The 18,638-nt window shown below is 72.5% G+C and carries 14 protein-coding genes and 1 pseudogene; 7 read left to right on the top strand and 8 right to left on the bottom strand.

Annotated elements, in window-relative coordinates:
* Positions 1-3 precede the first annotated feature (3 nt).
* The 3 genes and pseudogenes from C2865_RS38420 to C2865_RS38410 form a co-directional block, all read left to right on the top strand.
* A pseudogene (locus C2865_RS38420) lies at positions 4-429 on the top strand (response regulator); the annotation flags it as partial.
* 170 nt (positions 430-599) lie between these two features.
* Positions 600-1,580, top strand: coding sequence for a DUF3616 domain-containing protein (locus tag C2865_RS38415; protein WP_232836051.1), 981 nt, complete (start codon positions 600-602; stop codon positions 1,578-1,580).
* 51 nt (positions 1,581-1,631) lie between these two features.
* Positions 1,632-2,558, top strand: a complete 927-nt coding sequence (locus tag C2865_RS38410) for an urease accessory protein UreH domain-containing protein (protein WP_198653894.1) — start codon at positions 1,632-1,634, stop codon at positions 2,556-2,558.
* Positions 2,559-2,597: 39 nt separating this feature from the next.
* Here C2865_RS38410 and C2865_RS38405 read toward each other — a convergent pair whose 3' ends face one another.
* Together C2865_RS38405 and C2865_RS38400 are read right to left on the bottom strand one after the other, a co-directional pair.
* Positions 2,598-3,308, bottom strand: a complete 711-nt coding sequence (locus C2865_RS38405; RefSeq protein ID WP_106403705.1) for an SGNH/GDSL hydrolase family protein — start codon at positions 3,306-3,308, stop codon at positions 2,598-2,600.
* The gene (locus C2865_RS38400) at positions 3,305-3,844 is read right to left on the bottom strand and encodes a TIGR03086 family metal-binding protein (RefSeq protein ID WP_106403704.1); all 540 of its coding nucleotides are present in this window, start codon (positions 3,842-3,844) and stop codon (positions 3,305-3,307) included. The genes C2865_RS38405 and C2865_RS38400 overlap by 4 nt, the downstream gene beginning before the upstream one ends.
* An 82-nt stretch (positions 3,845-3,926) precedes the next feature.
* Here C2865_RS38400 and pdxR point away from each other — a divergent pair, with 82 nt between their 5' ends.
* Positions 3,927-5,309, top strand: coding sequence for a MocR-like pyridoxine biosynthesis transcription factor PdxR (pdxR, locus tag C2865_RS38395; RefSeq protein WP_106403703.1), 1,383 nt, complete (start codon positions 3,927-3,929; stop codon positions 5,307-5,309).
* On the opposite strand, the gene galT is transcribed toward pdxR, so the two are convergent.
* Together galT and gltX are read right to left on the bottom strand one after the other, a co-directional pair.
* Positions 5,306-6,364 carry a galactose-1-phosphate uridylyltransferase gene (gene galT / locus C2865_RS38390; protein ID WP_106403702.1) on the bottom strand — a complete coding sequence of 353 codons (1,059 nt, stop codon included), beginning with the start codon at positions 6,362-6,364 and terminating at the stop codon, positions 5,306-5,308. The two genes, pdxR and galT, sit on opposite strands and share 4 nt — an antisense overlap.
* Positions 6,365-6,402: 38 nt before the next feature.
* Positions 6,403-7,788, bottom strand: coding sequence for a glutamate--tRNA ligase (gene gltX, locus C2865_RS38385; protein WP_106403701.1), 1,386 nt, complete (start codon positions 7,786-7,788; stop codon positions 6,403-6,405).
* Between the two features lie 104 nt (positions 7,789-7,892).
* Here gltX and C2865_RS38380 point away from each other — a divergent pair, with 104 nt between their 5' ends.
* The 3 genes from C2865_RS38380 (at position 7,893) to C2865_RS38370 (ending at position 11,716) form a co-directional block, all read left to right on the top strand.
* Positions 7,893-9,968: a DUF6421 family protein gene (locus C2865_RS38380; protein ID WP_198653893.1), complete on the top strand. Its 2,076-nt coding sequence runs from the start codon at positions 7,893-7,895 to the stop codon at positions 9,966-9,968.
* A 76-nt stretch (positions 9,969-10,044) separates the two neighbouring features.
* Positions 10,045-10,665, top strand: a complete 621-nt coding sequence (locus C2865_RS38375; RefSeq protein WP_106403699.1) for an SDR family NAD(P)-dependent oxidoreductase — start codon at positions 10,045-10,047, stop codon at positions 10,663-10,665.
* Entirely contained in the window at positions 10,649-11,716 is a 1,068-nt protein-coding gene (locus tag C2865_RS38370) for a threonine aldolase family protein (RefSeq protein WP_232836050.1), read from the top strand. The genes C2865_RS38375 and C2865_RS38370 overlap by 17 nt, the downstream gene beginning before the upstream one ends.
* Positions 11,717-11,722: 6 nt before the next feature.
* Here the strand turns inward: C2865_RS38370 and narI are convergent, their stop codons facing one another.
* From narI to C2865_RS38350, 4 genes are read right to left on the bottom strand one after another with little or no spacing between them, the layout of a single operon-like run.
* Entirely contained in the window at positions 11,723-12,487 is a 765-nt protein-coding gene (gene narI / locus C2865_RS38365; RefSeq protein ID WP_106403698.1) for a respiratory nitrate reductase subunit gamma, read from the bottom strand.
* Positions 12,484-13,164 (bottom strand): nitrate reductase molybdenum cofactor assembly chaperone, encoded by a 681-nt coding sequence (gene narJ / locus C2865_RS38360; protein WP_106403697.1) that lies wholly within the window; start codon positions 13,162-13,164, stop codon positions 12,484-12,486. Before narJ ends, narI begins: the two co-directional genes overlap by 4 nt.
* Complete coding sequence (narH, locus tag C2865_RS38355) at positions 13,161-14,888, bottom strand: nitrate reductase subunit beta (protein WP_106403696.1); 1,728 nt, start codon at positions 14,886-14,888, stop codon at positions 13,161-13,163. The genes narJ and narH overlap by 4 nt, the downstream gene beginning before the upstream one ends.
* Positions 14,888-18,604, bottom strand: coding sequence for a nitrate reductase subunit alpha (locus tag C2865_RS38350; protein WP_106403695.1), 3,717 nt, complete (start codon positions 18,602-18,604; stop codon positions 14,888-14,890). The genes narH and C2865_RS38350 overlap by 1 nt, the downstream gene beginning before the upstream one ends.
* Between the last annotated feature and the right edge of the window lie 34 nt (positions 18,605-18,638).

Below are 18,638 nucleotides of genomic sequence, written 5' to 3'. Positions count from 1 at the left end.
CCGATGGACGACAAGGTGAAGATCCTGCTCGTGGACGACCGCGAGGAGAACCTCATCGCGCTCGAGGCCATCCTCAGCTCGCTCGACCAGGAGCTGGTCCGCGCCCGTTCGGGGGAGGAGGCGCTCAAGGCGCTGCTCACCGACGAGTACGCGGTGATCCTGCTGGACGTGGTGATGCCGGGCATGGACGGCTTCGAGACGGCCCGCGACATCAAGCGCCGCAAGAAGACCCGCGGCATCCCGATCATCTTCCTCACGGCGCTCAACAGCGATCCCGACTACGCCTTCCGCGGGTACGCGGCGGGCGCCGTCGACTTCATCGCCAAGCCGTTCGACCCGTGGGTGCTGCGGGCGAAGGTGTCGGTGTTCGTCGACCTGTACAACAAGAACCTGCAGCTGGAGCGGCAGGCGGCGGTGATCAGGGAGCAGACCGCGCTGATCCGGGAGCAGGCCGAACTGCTGCGCGAACACGGGCTGCCCGCCGAGGAGAGAACCTGATTCCTGTGCCACCATCTGGAGATATGTTCGTCGAACGGCAGATTGAGCTAGTTTTCGGCACCCTGAGCCGGGAATCGCAGACGCATACGAACCTCTCGGCGGTGCGCAGGGAGGGCCGCTGCCTGTGGGTGGCCGGTGACGAGACCGCCACCATCGAGCGGCTCACCGAGGTGCACGGCGCCGACGGCGCGCTCACCGGCTACTCCGACGAGGTGACCTACCGGCTCGCCGACTTCGTCGACCTGCCCGCGGGTCCCGACGAGGAGGCCGACCTGGAGGGGCTGGCCAGCGCGGACGGCTGGCTGTGGGCGGTCGGCTCGCACAGCCTGAAGCGCAAGCGGGTCAAGCCCGAGCACTCCGGCCGCAAGTCCCGCCGCCGCCTGGCGACGGTCGTGCGCGAGGAGAACCGCTACATCCTGGTGCGGCTGCCGCTGGAGGAGGGCCCCGACGGGCTCCCCGCACCGGTCCGCAGGGCCGCCGACGGGCGCACCGCCGCGGTCCTGGGCGGGCGCGGCGACTCCCTGGCCGACCTGCTGCGCGACGACCCGCACCTCGCGCCGTTCCTGTCGGTCCCCTCCAAGGACAACGGCGTGGACATCGAGGGTCTGGCCGTGCACGGCGACCGGCTGTACGTGGGGTTCCGCGGGCCCGTGCTGCGCGGCTGGGCCGCGATGGTGGAGATCTGGCCCGAGACCGACCCGGACGACGAGCACCGGCTGCGGCTGCGCGCCCTGAACGGGACGTGCTACCACTCCCACTTCCTGGACCTGCGCGGTCTGGGCGTCCGCGACCTGTGCCCCGACGGGGACGACCTGCTCGTCCTGGCGGGGCCGTCGATGTCGTTGAGCGGGCCGGTGCGCCTGTTCCGCTGGAAGGACGCCGTCACGTGCGCGGCCCCGGAGTTCGTGCACGACCTCGTGCACGTCGGCGACCTGCCGCACGGCGACGGGGAGGACCACGCCGAGGGCATCGCCGTGGTGGACGGCAGGCTGCTGGTCGTCTACGACAGCCCCGCGGCGGCCCGCCACACCCCGGGCGGGGGCATGCTCGCCGACCTGCTCCTCTTCCCGCGGGAGGGATGACCTCACCCTCGGGAACGGGTGATCTCCTGCCCTTCCGGGCACTGACCATGCGTGAGCACGGCGACCTCCTTCGTGACCGGCGCGGGCATGGGCCTGCTCGCCGGCCTCACCACCTGCGCCGCACTGCACACCGGGCTGCTGGCCGGTGCGGCGAGCCGGCCCGGTGCCCGGCCGGCCCGGCTCGTCACTGCCTTCCTCGCCGGGAAGTTCGCCGCCCACACCCTGCTGGGGGCGCTGCTGGGCGCTCTCGGCGCCGCCGTGCAACCGGGCCCGCGGCTGAGGGCCCTGCTTCTGGTGGCCGCGGCGGCCGTCCTGGCCGTCTTCGCACTGCGCCTGGTCCGCGCCCGTCCCGCTCCCGAGAAGTGCGCCCCGCCCTCCCGGGCGGGCCGTCCCCTGCTGATCGGCGCGGCGACCGTCCTCGTCCCCTGCGGGCTCACCCTCTCGGCCGAGCTGCTGGCCGTCGCCTCCCGGTCCCCGCTGACCGGCGCTGCCGTCATGGCGGGCTTCGTCCTGGGCACCGCCCCCATGACGGGGGTGCTGGGCCTGGGCCTCTCCCGCCTGCGCGGCCTGCCCTCCCGCCTGCTGGGCGCGGCCCTGCTGGCCGTCGCCGCCTGGACCGCCCTGAGCGGCCTGCGCCTGGGCGGCTGGCTGCCCGACCACCGCGCCCCGCCTCCGGTCGACGCCCGCTTCGTCACCGTCGACCCCTCCTCGGGCGTGCAGACCGTCACCCTGCACGTCCTGGACCGCGGCTACCGCCCCGCCCTGCTGTCGGCCGACGCCGGCGTCCCGACCGTGCTGGTCCTCAGCACCCGCGGCACCACCGGCTGCACCCTGGCCTTCACCCTCCCCGACCGCGACGTCTCCCTCGCCCTCCCCCGCACCGGCCGGACCCGGATCGGCCTGGGCGTCCCCTCCCCCGGCCGGCTCCGCTTCCTGTGCTCCGCCGGCCACTACTCCGGTTCCCTCACCTTCCGGTGAATCGGGCAGTTCCCGAGGAGGAAGGGGGACGCGGCGTCCTCACAGCGGGACGGGACGCTTGGCCGCGCGACCGTCGCCGGAGGAGCCGCCGCGCAGGCGCCGTCCCAGCCATGGACCCAGGTGCCCGGCCGCCCACCTCCAACCGGACCTGTCGAAGGGCCCGGCAGGCCGTTCCGGCGGCGGTGCCGGCGCCCCGGTCAGCGTGTTCAGCACCCGTGCCGCCACATGCCGGTGGCCCGCGGGGTTCAGGTGGATCCGGTCGTCCAGCCACAGGGCGGGCGAGTCCAGGGCGGGGTCGTCCGACAGGTCCGTGACGAGCGCCCCGTGCCGGGCGGCGAGGTCGGAGATCGCCTCGTTCATGCCGGTGATCCGGCGTCGCAGGACCTGCGGGAAGGGCAACCGCAGGCTCAGGTCGGGAAAGCGGAACAGCAGGACGTCGGCCTCTTCCGCCAGCCGCTCGACCGCCTCCTCGAACCCTTCCATCACGGCGTCGAGGTCGAATCCGGGCCGCAGCGCGTCGTTCCCGCCCGCCGTCAGCGACACCAGGTCGGGGGCGAGCGCCAGCGCGGGCGCCACCTGCCCGGAGGCGATCTCCTTCAGCCTTCTTCCCCGCACCGCGAGGTTGGCGTATCGGGCGCCGAGTCCCGCCGCCACCAGATCGGCCCAGCCGCGCATGCTCCCGTCCGGCAGCGGGTCGCCGACTCCTTCGGTGAAACTGTCGCCGATCGCCACGTAGGTGCCCCACCTCATCGGGGGTCCCGGCCGGTGTGGGCGAGGAAGCGGGCGGCTGCGGAAGAGGTCTCGGGGAGGGGGACTTCGGGGGCGAAGGCCTTGCCCTCGCCGCGCGGGAGGGGGAAGGAGAGGGCGGTGGCGAGAGCGGCTTCGGCCAGGTCGGGGGCGGGGGTCCAGGGGCGGCCGAGGGTGCGGGCGACATCCCAGGAGTGGGCGATGTTGTCGATGAGGTGCATGTGGAGCGCCGTCTCCCGGGAGAAGGCGCCGAACGCTCCGACGGTGATCCTCTCGTCGAGGGGGACGGGGGCGGCGAAGGCCTCGACGACGGCGTCGGCGGTCGTGCGGAAGGTGGTGGCGGGGTCGTGGCCGAGGTCGCCGTCGCTCCAGGTGGGGGCGCCGGCGAAGCCGCGGTTCTCGGCGACGAGGTGGCCGAGGAGGGCGCGCAGGTCCCAGCCGGCGCAGGGGGTGGGGAGGGCGAGGTCGGCGGGTCCGGCCGTCGCGATGTGGGCGTGGAGTTCGTCGAGCGAGCGGCGGTGCAGGTCCCTGATATCCATGATCGTGAGATTAGGAGGGCGATCGGACCTGCGGCAGAGCCGATTCACCCGGGATCCCACTGGGCCGATCTAGGGTGGCGGTGTGGACGTGCACATCGGGCTTTCCGGGCGGCAGGACCTCGCGGGGCAGATCTACCGGCAGGTCAGGGAGGCGATCGTGGCCGGGCGGCTGCCGCCGGGGACCGCCCTGCCCGCCACCCGGCGGCTGGCCGCCGAGCTCGGGGTGGCGCGCAACACCGCGGGGGCGGCGTACGAGCGGCTGGCCGCCGAGGGGTTCCTGCGGACGAGGGTCGGCTCGGGCACCTTCGTGGCGGACGGGTTCGGGGGGCGGGCGCCGGACCCGGCTCCGGGGGTCCTGCGGCCGCTGCCCGTCTGGGAGACGATCCGGGAGCCGGTCTCGCTGGAGGGAAGGCCCCGTTACGACTTCCGGCCGGGGCATCCGGACGTCCGGTTCTTCCCGTGGGCGTCCTGGCGGCGGCTGCTCACCTCGCAGCTGCGGGCCGGAGCCGCCGGGAGCGGGATGTACGGCGATCCGGCCGGGCATCCGGAGCTGCGCGCCGCGATCGCCGAACGGCTGGCCGCGGCCCGGTCGGTGCGGGCCGACCCGCAGGACGTGGTCGTCACGGCGGGCGCGCAGCAGGCGATCGACCTGGTAGCCCGGGTGCTGCTGCCGCCGGGCTCGGCCGTGGCCGTCGAGGAGCCCGGGTACCCGCCGGTCCGGCACGCGCTGGCCGCCGCGGGGATGCGGGTCGTCCGCGTTCCCGTGGACGCCGGCGGCCTCGTCGTCGATGCGCTTCCCGACGACGCCAGGCTGGTCTTCCTCACCCCTTCGCACCAGTTCCCGCTCGGCATGCCGATGGCGCCCGCCCGGCGCGCGGCCGTCCTGGAATGGGCCGACCGGCACGACGCCGTCCTGGTGGAGGACGACTACGACAGCGAGTTCCGGTTCGCCGGACGCCCTCTGGAGCCGCTGCACGCGCTCGACGGCTCCGGCCGCGTCCTGTACGTCGGTTCCTTCTCCAAGACCATGCTGCCCACGTTGCGGCTCGGGTTCCTCCTCGCCCCGCCGTCCCTGCGCCGCGCCCTGCGCACCGCCAAGTACGTCTCGGACTGGCATGTCCCGCTGCCCGAGCAGGCGGCTCTGGCGGGCTTCCTCACCGAGGGCTCCTTCGCCCGCCACGTCCGCCGGATGCGCCGCGTGTACGCGGACCGCCGCGCCCGGCTGCTCGCCGCGCTGCCGCCGGAGCTCGCCCCGGTGCCCGCGGCGGCGGGCCTGCACCTCAGCGCCTGGCTGCCGCCGGGATCGGACGACGCCGCGATCGCCGCCGAGGCCGCCCGGCACGGCGTCGCGGTCTTCCCCCTGTCGATGTTCGGCGCCACCGCTCCGCCCGGCCTGGTCCTGGGTTTCGGCGCCGCCACCGAGATCGAGCCCGGCCTCGCCGCCCTCGCCCGGTCCCTCCGCTAGCCGCCGGTGCGGGGCAGGGCGTCGCGGAGCATCTGGGCCGCCTGCTCGGGCCGGATGTCGTTGATGAAGGCCCCCATCGCCGACTCCGAGCCCGCCAGGTACTTGAGCTTGCCCGGGGCGCGGCGGGTGGTGAAGAGCTGGAGGTGGAGGCGGAAGGTGTCGCGGGCCTGGTGGACGGGCGCCTGGAACCAGCCGGCGATGTAGGGCATGGCGACGTCGAAGAGCGCGTCGAAGCGGTGGAGGACGTCGAGGTACAGGGGTGCGAAGGCGTCGCGTTCCGCGTCGGTGAGGGCGGGGAGGTCGGGGATCTGGCGGTGGGGGTAGAAGTGGACCTCGAACGGCCAGCGGGCGGAGCGGGGGACGAAGGCCGTCCAGTGCTCGTCGGCGGCGACGACGCGTTCGTCTGCCTGCTCGCGGGTCAGGCGGTAGGCGAAGGCGCCGGGGTCGAACTCCAGGGAGTCGAGGATCTGGGCGACGTGCGGGGGGACGAACGGGTAGCCGTAGATCTGGCCGTGGGGATGGGAGAGGGTGACGCCGATCTCCGCGCCCCGGTTCTCGAAGGGGAAGACGTGCTGCACGCCGGGGAAGGCGGACAGCGCCTCGGTGCGGGCGGCCCAGACGTCCAGGACCAGGCGGACGTCCGAGGGGCTCAGCCCGGCGAAGGAGCGGTCGTGGTCGGGTGTGAAGCACACGACCTCGGCGCGGCCCTCGCCGGGGCGGATGCCGGGCATGGTGCGGCTTCCGGCGGTGCGCTCGCTGAAGGACGGGAAGCGGTTCTCGAAGGTCACCACGCGGTAGGGGCCGGGGATCTCCGAGTGGAAGTCCGGGGTGGAGGGGCACAGGGGGCAGCGGTCGCCGGGCGGCTGGAAGGTGCGCTCCTGGCGGTGGGCGGCCACGGCCACCCACTCGCCGCGCAGCTCGTCGAAGCGCAGCTCCGAGGCCGGCGGCGGCTCCGGGAGCTCACGCGCGTCGTGCTCCTGCCGGGGCGGGTCGTCCGGCAGGTCGAAGTAGATGAGCTCCCGGCCGTCCGCCAGCCGGATCGGAGTGGTCCGCATAAGGAGGATCTATCCGTTTATTTCCCAAACGGAACCGCTCAGGAGGTCAAGCGTGCCCGTGCCGCGGCGATACGGGCCAGGGTGCGCTCGCGGCCCAGCACCTCCAGGGACTCGAACAGCGGCAGCCCCACGGTGCGGCCGGTGGCGGCGACCCGCACCGGCGCCTGGGCCTTGCCGAGCTTGAGGCCGAAGCGCGCGCCGACCTCCTCGAGGCGGTTCTTCAGCTCCTCGGCCGTCCAGGGCGCCTGGCGGTAGGCCTCCTCGGCCGCGGCCAGCAGCTCGGCGGCGGGCTCCTTCATGCCCTTGTTCCAGGACTGCTCGTCGAAGACGGGCTCGTCGAGGAAGGCGAAGTCCAGCAGGTCGTGCAGCTCCGACAGGACGGCCACGCGGGTCTGGGCCAGCTCGGCGAGCTGGGCGAAGACCTTGCGGTCCCAGGCCGGGTCGAGGTACGGGTCGCTCTCGGCGATGAACCGCTCCAGCGGCAGCGCGCGGACGTACTCGCCGTTGATGGCGCGCAGCTTCTTGACGTCGAAGAACGCCGGGGACGTGTTGACGTTCGCGAGGCTGAACTCGGCGACCATCTCGTCCCAGGGCACGATCTCGCGGTCGCCCCCGGGCGCCCAGCCCAGCAGCATCAGGTAGTTGACCATGGCCTCGGCCAGGTAGCCCTCGGCCTGGTAGTCCTCCAGCGCCACCTTGTCGCGCCGCTTGGACAGCTTCTGGCGCTTCTCGTTGACGATCACCGGCACGTGCGCCCAGACCGGCGGGGCCGCGCCCAGCGCCTCCCACAGCAGCTGCTGCTTGGGGGTGTTGGACAGGTGCTCGTCGCCGCGCACGACCTGGGTGATGCGCATCTCGATGTCGTCGACGACGTTGGCGAGGATGAACAGCGGAGAGCCGTCGCTGCGGGCGATGGCGAAGTCCTCCATCGCGGCGTTGGGGAACTCCACCCGGCCGCGGATCTCGTCCTGGACCACGGTGGCGCCCTCGTCGGGGGTGCGGAAGCGCACCAGGCCGTCGGACAGGCCGCGGTCGCGGCAGTGGCCGTCGTAGCCGCGGTTGGGGTCGCCGGTGCGGGCGATCACCTGCTGGCGGTCGCAGTCGCAGTGGTAGGCCCTGCCCTCCGCCAGCAGCCCGGCCACCGCGGCGCGCTGCTGGGCGTCCTGGTCGGACTGCATGAGCGGGCCCTCGAAGTGGGAGGACTCCTTGTTGATGCCGATCCAGGCGAGCGCGGAGATGATGCCCTCGGTCCACTCGGGCCGGTTGCGGTTGGCGTCGGTGTCCTCGATCCGCAGGACGAAGGTGCCGCCCGTCTGCTGGGCGATGGCCCAGTTGAACAGGGCGGAACGGGCTCCCCCTACGTGGAACATGCCGGTGGGGGAAGGAGCGAAGCGTACGCGGACCTCGGAAGACGCAGATGACATGGGACAAGCCTAGCGGCGCCCGGGGCAAACAGAAGAACATTTCGAGTGTTAGGCTTTTTGCCATAAATTTTTCACCGATGGAGCGGTCTTTCGGGAGGTTTGCCGTGAAGGGCTTTGCACAGGTGCTGTTCGACGAGGCGCATCGGGAGGCCTGGAGCATCCGGCCCGAACAGGTGCGGGTGATGAACCCCGGCCACCCCGCCGACGCGGGCTACCTCCGCGCGGCCGAACTGCTGCGCGGGGCCGGGCACCGGGTCGACGCCCACACCGCCGGGCCCCTGGACGCCGGAGCCCTGTCCGGGCGGGACGTCCTGGTGATCGCCCATCCCTCGGAGGACCGCTGGGAGCGCACCACCGGCCTGGGCGAGCCGCGGTTCGCCCCGGCCGAACTGGACGCGGTCGAGACGTTCGTGCGCGCCGGGGGCGGGCTCGTCGTCCTGACCGAGTGCGAGCAGGACAAGTACGGGACGAACCTGGACGAGCTGCTGGCCCGGTTCGGGATCGGCGTCTGGAGCGGAACGGTCCAGGACCCCCGGAGCAACCACCGGGACGTCGCCCACTGGGTGATGGCCGAGCCGCAGGAGCCCGGCGGTCCGGAGGACCCGCTGGCCGGGATCCGGGACGTCTGCTTCTACCGGGCGGGCGCCCTGGAGGCGCCCGCCGGAGGCGCGGTGCTGCTGCGCTCCTCGGCGAGCGCCGACCCCGCCGGGGCTCCCCTGGCCGTCACGGCGCAGGCGGGCGAGGGCAGGGTCGCGGTGTTCGCCGACTCCGACCTCTTCGGCGACGACTCCATCGGCGAGCACGACCACGCCGAGCTGTGGCGGAGCGTCGTCACCTGGGCGGCGGGCGCGCCCCGCGAGTCCGCGGGGGCCACCGCCCCCTCCCCCGCCCTGGCCCACCCCGCCTGGGCCGAACTGCGGGAGGCCGTCGAGCAGTTCCGGCCCCTGCAGGCCAAGGACGGCTCCGTCGCCGAAAGCGAGCGCGCCCGGGCCGGCAAGCTCCTCGACCGGGTCGCCGCCTGCGTCGAGGACCTGGCCCCCCTGTTCCCGCACGACGCCGGGTACCTGGCCGCCGTCGTGGCGGACGTGCGCCGCTGGTCGGCCGAGGGCCTGGGCGTCCCGGACTTCCTGGACTCCCTGCGCGCCTTCCAGCCGCAGCTGCGGCGCGAGGACGGCCTGGAGCACCTGGTCGTCTTCCCGATGTACACCCAGAACGGGAACCCCGACCGCAACCTCGAGGCCGTGCTGTGCCGGGTGGTGTGGCCGGACTGGCTGGCGCGGCTGGAGGCGGACCGGTACGACAACCCGATGTTCGTGCCGCTGGCCTTCACCGACTTCACCTCCGGCTACGACACCGACTCGGCGGTGCTGTTCCCCGAGACCGTGGCGGTGCGCGAGACGCCGCCGCGCTTCACCTGGGGCGGGATCTTCTGCGACCGGGAGGCCGCCCGGTTCCGCCGGGTGTGCGGCGCGGCCGTCGAGACCCTGCGGCTGCCGCTGCCCCCGGACGCCGCCCGGCTGCTGGCCTCCCGGCAGCTGGCGCAGGACACGTTCGCCCTGTGGGACCTCGTCCACGACCGCACGCACAGCCACGGCGAGCTGCCGTTCGACCCGTTCATGATCAAGCAGCGGATGCCGTACTGGCTCTACTCCCTGGAGGAGCTGCGCTGCGACCTCACCACCTTCCGCGAGGCCACCCGCCTGACGGACGTGCCGCACGCGCGGCTGCTGCAGTACGCGATCCTCTTCGACCGGTTGTTCCGGTTCCCGATCACCGGTCCCCGGGTGCGCAACTACGATGGCCTGGGCGGTCAGCTCCTGTTCGCCCACCTGCACCGGAACCACGTGGTCCGCTGGTCCGACAACCGGCTGTCCGTCGACTGGGAGCGCCTGCCCGACGCCGTCGTCGCCCTGTGCGAGGAGGTCGAGGCGCTGTACCGCGAGGGCATCGACCGGCCCAAGCTCGCGCACTGGCTGGCGGCGCACGCGCTGGTGGCCCGCTACGTGGAGCCGAACCCGGCCTCCCGCTGGGCGCAGGGGGTGCGGGAGCTGCCGACCGGGGAGCCGCCGAAGGCATGGGTGGACGCCGTGCTGCCGGACGAGTTCCCGCTGAGCATGTTCTACGAGGCCCTGGCCAAGCGGCTGGGGGATGTCATCGAATCGACGAAGGGGATCAGGTGACCGCGGTGAAGCGAGGATCCTCTGATCCCCTCACGGGGCCCGGGGGCCGTTCCCCGGGCGAAGGGACGCGTGCGGCGTGAAGACGATCGTGGTGGCGGGGGCGGGCGGCGCGGCCGGACCCCCCGCGGTGCGGGCGCTGGCCGAGGCCGGGCACAGGGTCATCGCCCTGGACGTGCGGGAGACCGGGTGGGAGCACCCGGACGTCGTCGGCAAGGCGATCGACCTGCTGGACCTCGACGCGGTGCGGGCGCTGGCCGCCGAGCTCGGCCCGGTGGACGGGCTGGTGCACCTGGTCGGCGGCTGGCGCGGCGGCAAGACCTTCGCCGAGACGAAGCTCGCGGACTGGGACTTCCTGAACGACATGCTGATCCGTACCCTCCAGCACACCACCCTGGCCCTGGAGTTCGCCGACGGCGCCCGCGTGGCCATCGTCTCCCAGACGGGGGTGCGCCGCCCCTCCCAGGGCAACGCCGCGTACGCCGCCGCCAAGGCCGCCTCCGAGGCCTGGACGCTCGCGCTCGCCGACTCCTTCGCCGGCACGGAGAGCGCCGCGGTCATCCTGGTGGTCAAGGCCCTGGCCACCGGGGAGCCCCGGCCCGGCTGGACGCCGGTGGACGAACTCGCCTCGAAGATCGCGGGTCTGTGGGACCTGCCCGCCCCCGAACTGAACGGAATCCGCCTTGACCTCACCGTCTGAACCGCCCGTCCTGCACGACGCCTCCAGCCGCGGCTTCGCCAGCGACAACTACGCCGGGATCCACCCCGAGGCCCTGGCCGCGATGGCCGCCGCCAACGGCGGCCACCAGACGTCGTACGGCGACGACGTCTACACCGCCCGGCTCCAGGAGGTCTTCCAGCGCCACTTCGGCCCGGCCGCGCAGGCCTTCCCGGTGTTCAACGGCACCGGCGCCAACGTGGTGGGCCTGTCCGCGATGACCAAACGCTGGTCCGCGGTGATCGCGGCCGAGACCGCGCACATCAACGTCGACGAGTGCGGCGCCCCCGAGAAGGTCGCCGGCATCAAGCTGCTGACCGTGCCGACCCCCGACGGCAGGCTCACGCCCGAGCTGGTGGACCGGCAGGCCTGGGGCTGGGGCGACGAGCACCGCGCCCAGCCGCACGTGGTGTCGCTGACCCAGAGCACCGAGCTGGGCACCGTCTACGCGCCCGAGGAGATCCGGGCGCTGGCCGACCACGCGCACGAGCGCGGCATGCTGGTGCACCTGGACGGCTCCCGGCTGGCCAACGCCGCCGCCGCGCTAGGCGTCCCGATGCGGGAGTTCACCACCGACGCCGGGGTGGACGTGCTGTCGTTCGGCGGCACCAAGAACGGCCTGATGCTCGGCGAGGCCGTGGTCGTGCTGAACCCCGAGCTCGCGCCGTCCATCAAGTACCTGCGCAAGTCGGCCATGCAGCTGGCCTCCAAGATGCGGTTCGTCTCCGCCCAGCTGCTGGCGCTGCTGGAGGGCGACCTGTGGCTGCGCAACGCCCGGCACGCCAACGCCATGGCCGCGCGGCTGGCCGACGGCGTACGGGGCCTGCCGGGGCTGGAGATCACCCGCCCCGTCCAGGCCAACGCGGTCTTCGCGGTGCTGCCGAAGGACGCCACCGAGCGGCTGCAGAAACGCTTCCGCTTCTACACCTGGGACCAGCACACCGGTGAGGTCCGCTGGATGACCGCTTTCGACACCACGGAGGAGGACGTGGACGTCTTCGCGGCGGCCGTCGCGGCGGACCTCACCGGCTGATCCCCGTCAGGTGGCGCGTTCCCACCCCCTGCGGGGAGTCCGGGTGCCCAGCTGCTCGTCCCTGCTGCGGTAGACGATGTAGGGGCGGGTCAGGTAGCCGATCGGCGCGGTGAGCATGTGCACCAGGCGCGTGAACGGCCAGATCATGAACAGGGACAGGGCGCTGAGGGCGTGCAGCTGGAACAGCAGCGGCACGCCCGTCATCAGCTCGGGGTCGGGCTGGAGCAGGAACACCGACCGGAACCAGGGCGAGACGCTCTCCCGGTAGTTGTAGCCGCCGTCGACGACGTTGGCCACGACGGTGGCGGCCAGGCCGAGCACGATCACCGTGGTGAGGAAGACGTACATCATCTTGTCGTTGCGGGTGGTGGCCGAGAACACCGGGCCGACGGTGCGCCGCCGGTAGATGAGGATGGCCAGGCCGCCGAGGGTGCAGAACCCCGCGATGGTGCCGAGCACGACGGCGATGACGTGGTAGGTGTGCTCGCTGATCCCGGCGGCGTCCGTCCAGCTCTCGGGGATGAGCAGCCCGCCGACGTGGCCGAGCAGCACCACCAGGATGCCGAAGTGGAACAGCGGGCTGCCGATGCGCAGCAGGCGGTTCTCGTACAGCTGGGACGAGCGGGTCGTCCAGCCGAACTTGTCGTAGCGGTAGCGCCAGACGTGGCCCAGGACGAACACCGCGATGGTGACGTACGGCAGCGCCACCCACAGCAGGATGTCCCAGACACCCGGTTCGACCGCTTCTGGGGCGGCGAGGTGCGGGATCATGCTTCTCCTCCTCGGGCGGTGCCCGCGGCCGTGCGGACGCGGGGTTCGGGCAGCATGACCGGCCCTCCGTAGGTCTGGACGCCCACCTCCTCCTCGGGAGGCCCTTCGGCGGCCAGGCGGTGGACGGCCTGGCGGTCGTCACCGGACAGCGGCGGCAGCGTCGCCGAGACCGCCTCCAGCACCGCCCCCCACGGGGAGCGGGCCTCGGTCAGCGCCAGGCGCAGCAGCTCCAGCCCGGCCCGGTGGCCGGTCAGCAGCCGGTGCCCCGTCTCGGGATCGGCGGTGGCGGCGAACTCCAGGACCACCGACAGGTGGTCGGGCAGCTCCCCGTCGTCCAGGACGAGCCCGGCCTCCCGGTAGGCGGTCTTGAAGCGCAGCAGCGCCCTGCCGCGTTCGCGGGTGTCGCCGTAGGCGTAGTACGTCAGGTAGAGGCAGCACCGCTTGCGGTGGTCGAAGGTGGCGACGTAGTCGGCGGCCAGCTCGGAGGGCGGTGCGGCGTCGAGGTGGTCGAGGAAGCGGCCCAGCGGTCCGCCCACGGCGCCGGGCAGCCCGGCGACGGCGCGCCGCAGCAGCGGGCGTTGCGCCAGGAGGCGTTCGTCGGGGTAGCCGAGCAGCAGCGAGGCCGCCTGCCAGGCGATGGTGCGCTCCGTCCCGGTGAGCGCGCGTCCGGTCTTCACGGCTTGGGCTCCGTCCTGCCGGCGCCGGAGTCGGCGGGCGGGTTGGCGTCCCCCGGGCCGGGGGCGTCGGTCCGGTCGGGGAAGAGGCCCGGCGGAGTGCCCTTGCCGTCCCAGTTGAGGAGGTTGACGCGGCTGCTCTTGTCGGCCGGGTCGGTGATCTGGTCGGCGGTCTGCCGCTGCTTGAGCATGTGGAAGTTCTCCACCGCGATCGGCTGGGCGCCTCCGGAGGACTCGCCGAACGGCCCCCCGCCGCCCATGCCGGGGCCGCCCTCGTAGTCGAGGCTGCACTCGGTGGCGAGTTCCTCGAGCTTGTGGGCCTGTTCGGCGTGGGCGGGCGGGATGACGTACCGCTCGTCGTACTTGGCGAGCGCCAGCAGGCGGTACATGTCGTACATCTCCTCGCCGGTCATGCCGACCCCGCCGGGGATCGCCTCGTCGGCGTCGCGGCCGAGGTTGATGTCGCGCATGTAGGAGCGCATCGCCGCCAGCCGCCGCAGGACGGCGTCGACGGGGGCTGTGTCACCGGCGGTGAACAGCTCGGCGAGGTACTCCACGGGGATGCGCAGCGCCTCGATCGCGGCGAAGAGGTTGCCCTTGTCCTCGGCGTCGTGGCCGGTGTCGCGCACCACGTCCACGACCGGCGACAGGGGCGGGATGTACCAGACCATGGGCAGCGTCCGGTACTCCGGGTGCAGGGGCAGCGCCACCTTGAACCGGTTGATGAGCGCGTAGACGGGCGAGCGCTGGGCGCCCTCGATCCAGTCCCGCGGGATGCCCGCCCGCTCGGCCGCCGCGGCGACCGCTGGGTCGTTCGGGTCGAGGAAGACCCGGCGCTGCGCCTCGTACAGGTCGGTGTCCTCGGGCGTGCCGGCCGCTTCGAGCACCTTGTCGGCGTCGTAGAGCACCAGGCCGATGTAGCGCAGCCGCCCCACGCAGGTCTCCGAGCAGACCGTCGGGATGCCGACCTCGATCCGGGGGAAGCAGAAGGTGCACTTCTCGGCCTTGCCGGTGCGGTGGTTGAAGTAGACCTTCTTGTACGGGCAGCCCGTGACGCACATCCGCCAGCCGCGGCAGCGGTCCTGGTCGACCAGGACGATGCCGTCCTCGCTGCGCTTGTAGATCGCGCCGGACGGGCAGGAGGCCGCGCAGCTGGGGTTGAGGCAGTGCTCGCAGATGCGCGGCAGGTAGAACATGAAGGTCTTGTCGAACTCCAGCTTCACCTTCTCGGACACCTTGGCGAGCTCAGTCAGTATCGGGTCCTGCGCCCCGTACTGCGGCATCCCGCCCAGGTCGTCGTCCCAGTTGGCCGACCAGGAGATCTTCATGTCCTCGCCGGTGATCAGCGACTTGGGCCGGGCGACGGGCGTGTGCTCCTGCAGCGGCGCGTTGGTGAGCGTCTCGTAGTCGTAGGTCCAGGGCTGGTAGTAGTCGTCCAGGGACGGCAGCTTGGGGTTGGAGAAGATCGTGAGCAGCTTGCGCAGCCGCCCGCCGGCCTTCAGCGCCAGCCTGCCGCGCCGGTTGAGGGTCCACCCGCCGCGCCACGTCTCCTGGTCCTCGTAGCGGCGGGGGTAGCCCTGTCCTGGCCGGGTCTCGACGTTGTTGAACCAGACGTACTCGACGCCGCTGCGGTTGGTCCACGCCTGCTTGCAGGTGACCGAGCAGGTGTGGCAGCCGATGCACTTGTCGAGGTTCATCACCATCGCCATCTGTGCCATGACCCGCATCAGTACGTCACCTCCTGGGAGCGGCGGCGGATCACGGTGACCTCGTCGCGCTGGTTGCCGGTGGGGCCCAGGTAGTTGAAGGCGAACGACAGCTGGGCGTATCCCCCGATGAGGTGGCTCGGCTTGACCAGCAGCCGGGTCAGCGAGTTGTGGATGCCGCCGCGCCGCCCCGTGGTCTCGGTGCGGGGCACGTCGATGAGCCGGTCCTGGGCGTGGTGCATGTAGACGGTGCCCTCGGGCATGCGGTGCGAGACGATCGCGCGGGCCACCACGACGCCGTTGCGGTTGACCGCCTCGATCCAGTCGTTGTCCGACACCCCGATCTTGGCGGCGTCCCTGTCGCTCATCCAGATCGTCGGGCCGCCGCGCGACAGGGACAACATGAACAGGTTGTCCTGGTACTCGGAGTGGATGGACCACTTGTTGTGCGGGGTCAGGTAGCGCACGGAGATGCCCAGCTCGCCGTTCTCGCCGATGCGCGGCTCGCCGAACAGCGCCTGCATGTTCAGCGGCGGCCGGAACACCGGGAGCTGCTCGCCGAGCTCGGTCATCCAGTCGTGGTCGAGGAAGAAGTGCTGCCGCCCGGTGAGGGTGTGCCACGGTTTGAGGCGCTCCACGTTGATGGTGAACGGCGAGTAGCGGCGCCCGCCCGACTCCGACCCGGACCATTCGGGCGAGGTGATGACGGGGACGGGCTGGGTCTGGGTGTCGGTGAAGGTGATCTGCCTGCCCTGGCTCTCGGCCGCCAGGTCCGCCAGCCGCGTGCCCGTGCGCCGCTCCAGCGTGCGGAAGCCCTGGGTGGCCAGGTGGCCGTTGGTGCTGCCGGAGAAGGCGAGGATCATCTCGCAGGCGTGGACGTCCCTGCGCAGCGCGGGCCGCCCGTCGGCGGGGCCGCCCCGGACGGTGCCGTTCTTGCCGCGCAGGTACTCCAGCTCGCGGGTCAGGTCGAACGTGACGCCCTTGGTGGTGGCGCCGAGCTCGTCGGCCAGCGGCCCGATCGAGGACATCTTCGCCGAGACCGCCCCGTAGTCGCGCTCCACCACGACGAGCTTGGGCATCGTCACGCCCGGGACCGGCTCGCACTCGCCCTCGGCCCAGTCGGCGACCTTCCCGTACGGGGTGGCCATCTCGTCGGGGGTGTCGTGCAGCAGCGGCATCGCGACGAGGTCCTTGCGCACCCCGAGGTGGGTGGCGGCGAGCCTGCTGAACGACGCGGCGATGGTCTGGAAGGCGTCCCAGTCGGTGCGGGTCTGCCACGGCGGGGCGATGGCGGGGCTGAAGGCGTGCACGAACGGGTGCATGTCGGTGGTGTTGAGGTCGTGCTTCTCGTACCAGGTGGCGGCGGGCAGCACGACGTCGGAGTAGACGGTGGTGCTGGTCATCCGGAAGTCCAGGTTGAGCAGCAGGTCGAGCTTGCCGGTGGGCGCCTCCTCGTGCCAGACGACCTCCTTGGGGCGCAGGCCGGGCGGGGACTCCTTGGCGCGCAGGTTGGAGTCGGTGCCCAGCAGGTGCTTGAGGAAGTACTCGTTGCCCTTGGCCGAGGAGCCGAGCAGGTTGGCCCGCCAGATCGTCAGCACCCGGGGGAAGTTCTCCGGCGCGTCGGGGTCCTGGCAGGCGAACTTCAGCCGGCCGGCCTTCAGCTCCTCGGGGACGTACGCCCCGGCGGGGCGGCCCGAGGCGGCGATCTCGTCGGCCAGGTCCAGCGGGTTGCGGTCGAAGGTCGGGTAGGAGGGCATCCAGCCGAGCCGCGCCGACTGGGCGATGACGTCGGCGGTGGTGCGGCCCGCCAGCCTCCCGGTGGAGGTGGCGGCCGACAGGGTGTCGGCGGTGAACGGGTCGTAGCGGAACTGGTCGGTGTGCAGGTACCAGTAGGCGGTCTGGATCATCTGGCGGGGCGGGCGCGTCCAGTCCAGCGCGGACGCCAGCTGCGCCCAGCCGGTCACCGGGCGGCACTTCTCCTGGCCGACGTAGTGGGCCCAGCCGCCGCCGTTCACGCCCTGGCAGCCGGTCAGCGTGGTCAGGGCCAGGAAGGCGCGGTAGATGGTGTCGGAGTGGAACCAGTGGTTGGTGCCCGCACCCATGATGATCATGGAGCGGCCGCGGGACTCCTCGGCGTTGGCGGCGAACTCCCGGCCGATGCGGGCCGCGGCCTGCGCCGGGACGCCGGTGAACGTCTCCTGCCAGGCGGGCGTGCAGCCCTCCTCGGCGTCGTCGTAGCCGGTCGGCCAGCGGCCGGGCAGCCCGTCGCGGTGCACCCCGTACTGGGCGAGGGTCAGGTCGTAGACGGTGGTGACCAGGTGCCCGCCGACCCGGCGCACCGGCACGCCGCGCCGCAGCAGGCCCGGGGAGCCGTCGAGGGTGTCGAAGCGCGGGAGGTCGATCTCCACCGGCGCCTCGCCGCCGCCCTCGGCGCTCAGCAGCGGGTCGGCGTCGCCCAGGTCCAGGTTCCAGCGGCCCTCGCCCGATTGGCCGTAGCGGAAGCCCAGCGAGCCGTTGGGGACCAGCGGCCTGCCCGTGGCGGCGTCCAGCAGGACGGTCTTGAAGGCGGCGTTCTCCGCCTGCGCCTCGGCGCCCGGAAGGTCGGCGGCGGTGAGGAACTTGGCGGGGACGTAGGCGTCGCCCGCGGCGTTGGGCTCCAGGCGGACCAGGAACGGCAGGTCGGTGTAGCGCTTGGTGTAGTCGGTGAAGTAGGGGGTCCTCCGGTCGACGAAGAACTCCTTGAGGATCACGTGGCCCATCGCCATGGCGAGCGCGCCGTCGGTGCCGGGACGGGCCGGCAGCCACTCGTCGGCGAACTTGACGTTGTCGGCGTAGTCGGGCGAGACCGCGATGACCTTCTGGCCCCGGTAGCGGGCCTCGGCCATCCAGTGCGCGTCGGGCGTGCGGGTCACCGGCAGGTTGGAGCCCCACATGATCAGGTAGGAGGCGTCCCACCAGTCGCCCGACTCGGGCACGTCGGTCTGGTCGCCGAACACCTGCGGGGAGGCGACCGGCAGGTCGGCGTACCAGTCGTAGAACGACAGCATGGAGCCGCCGATCAGGGACGTGAACCGGGCGCCCGCGGCGTGCGAGACCATCGACATCGCGGGGATCGGGGAGAAGCCGGCGACCCTGTCGGGACCGAACCGCTTGATGGTGTGCACGTGGGCGGCCGCGACCAGCTCCACGGCCTCCTCCCAGGTGGCCCGCACCAGGCCGCCCTTGCCGCGCACCGACTTGTAGCGGCGGGCCTTCTCCGGGTCGGAGACGATCTCCTCCCAGGCCGCCACCGGGTCCCCCGTGCGGGCCTTGGCCTCCCGGTACATCTCCAGCAGCACGCCGCGCACGTACGGGTAGCGCACCCGGGTCGGCGAATAGGTGTACCAGGAGAACGCCGCGCCCCTCGGGCAGCCGCGGGGCTCGTACTCGGGGCGGTCCGCGCCCACCGACGGGTAGTCGGTCTGCTGGGCCTCCCAGGTGATGATGCCGTCCTTGACGTACACCTTCCACGAGCAGGAGCCCGTGCAGTTCACGCCGTGGGTGGAGCGCACCACCTTGTCGTAGGACCAGCGGTCGCGGTAGAAGGTGTCGGCTCCGCGGCCGCCCTTCTTGTACGTCGCCCGCAGGTCCGGGGAGACCTCCGAACGGGTGAAGAACCGGCGGGTGCCCACCAGCGCCTGGACCAGCGGGCCGTCCAGCTCTGGACGCTCCGCCCTCGATCCGGTCTCGGTGCTCATCTGTCGCCTTCCCGGGACGCCCTCGGGGCGTCCT

This window comes from Actinocorallia populi (genome assembly GCF_002995495.1).
Classification (GTDB): Bacteria; Actinomycetota; Actinomycetes; order Streptosporangiales; family Streptosporangiaceae; genus Actinocorallia; species Actinocorallia populi.
This window is presented reverse-complemented; position numbering and strand designations above follow the sequence as displayed.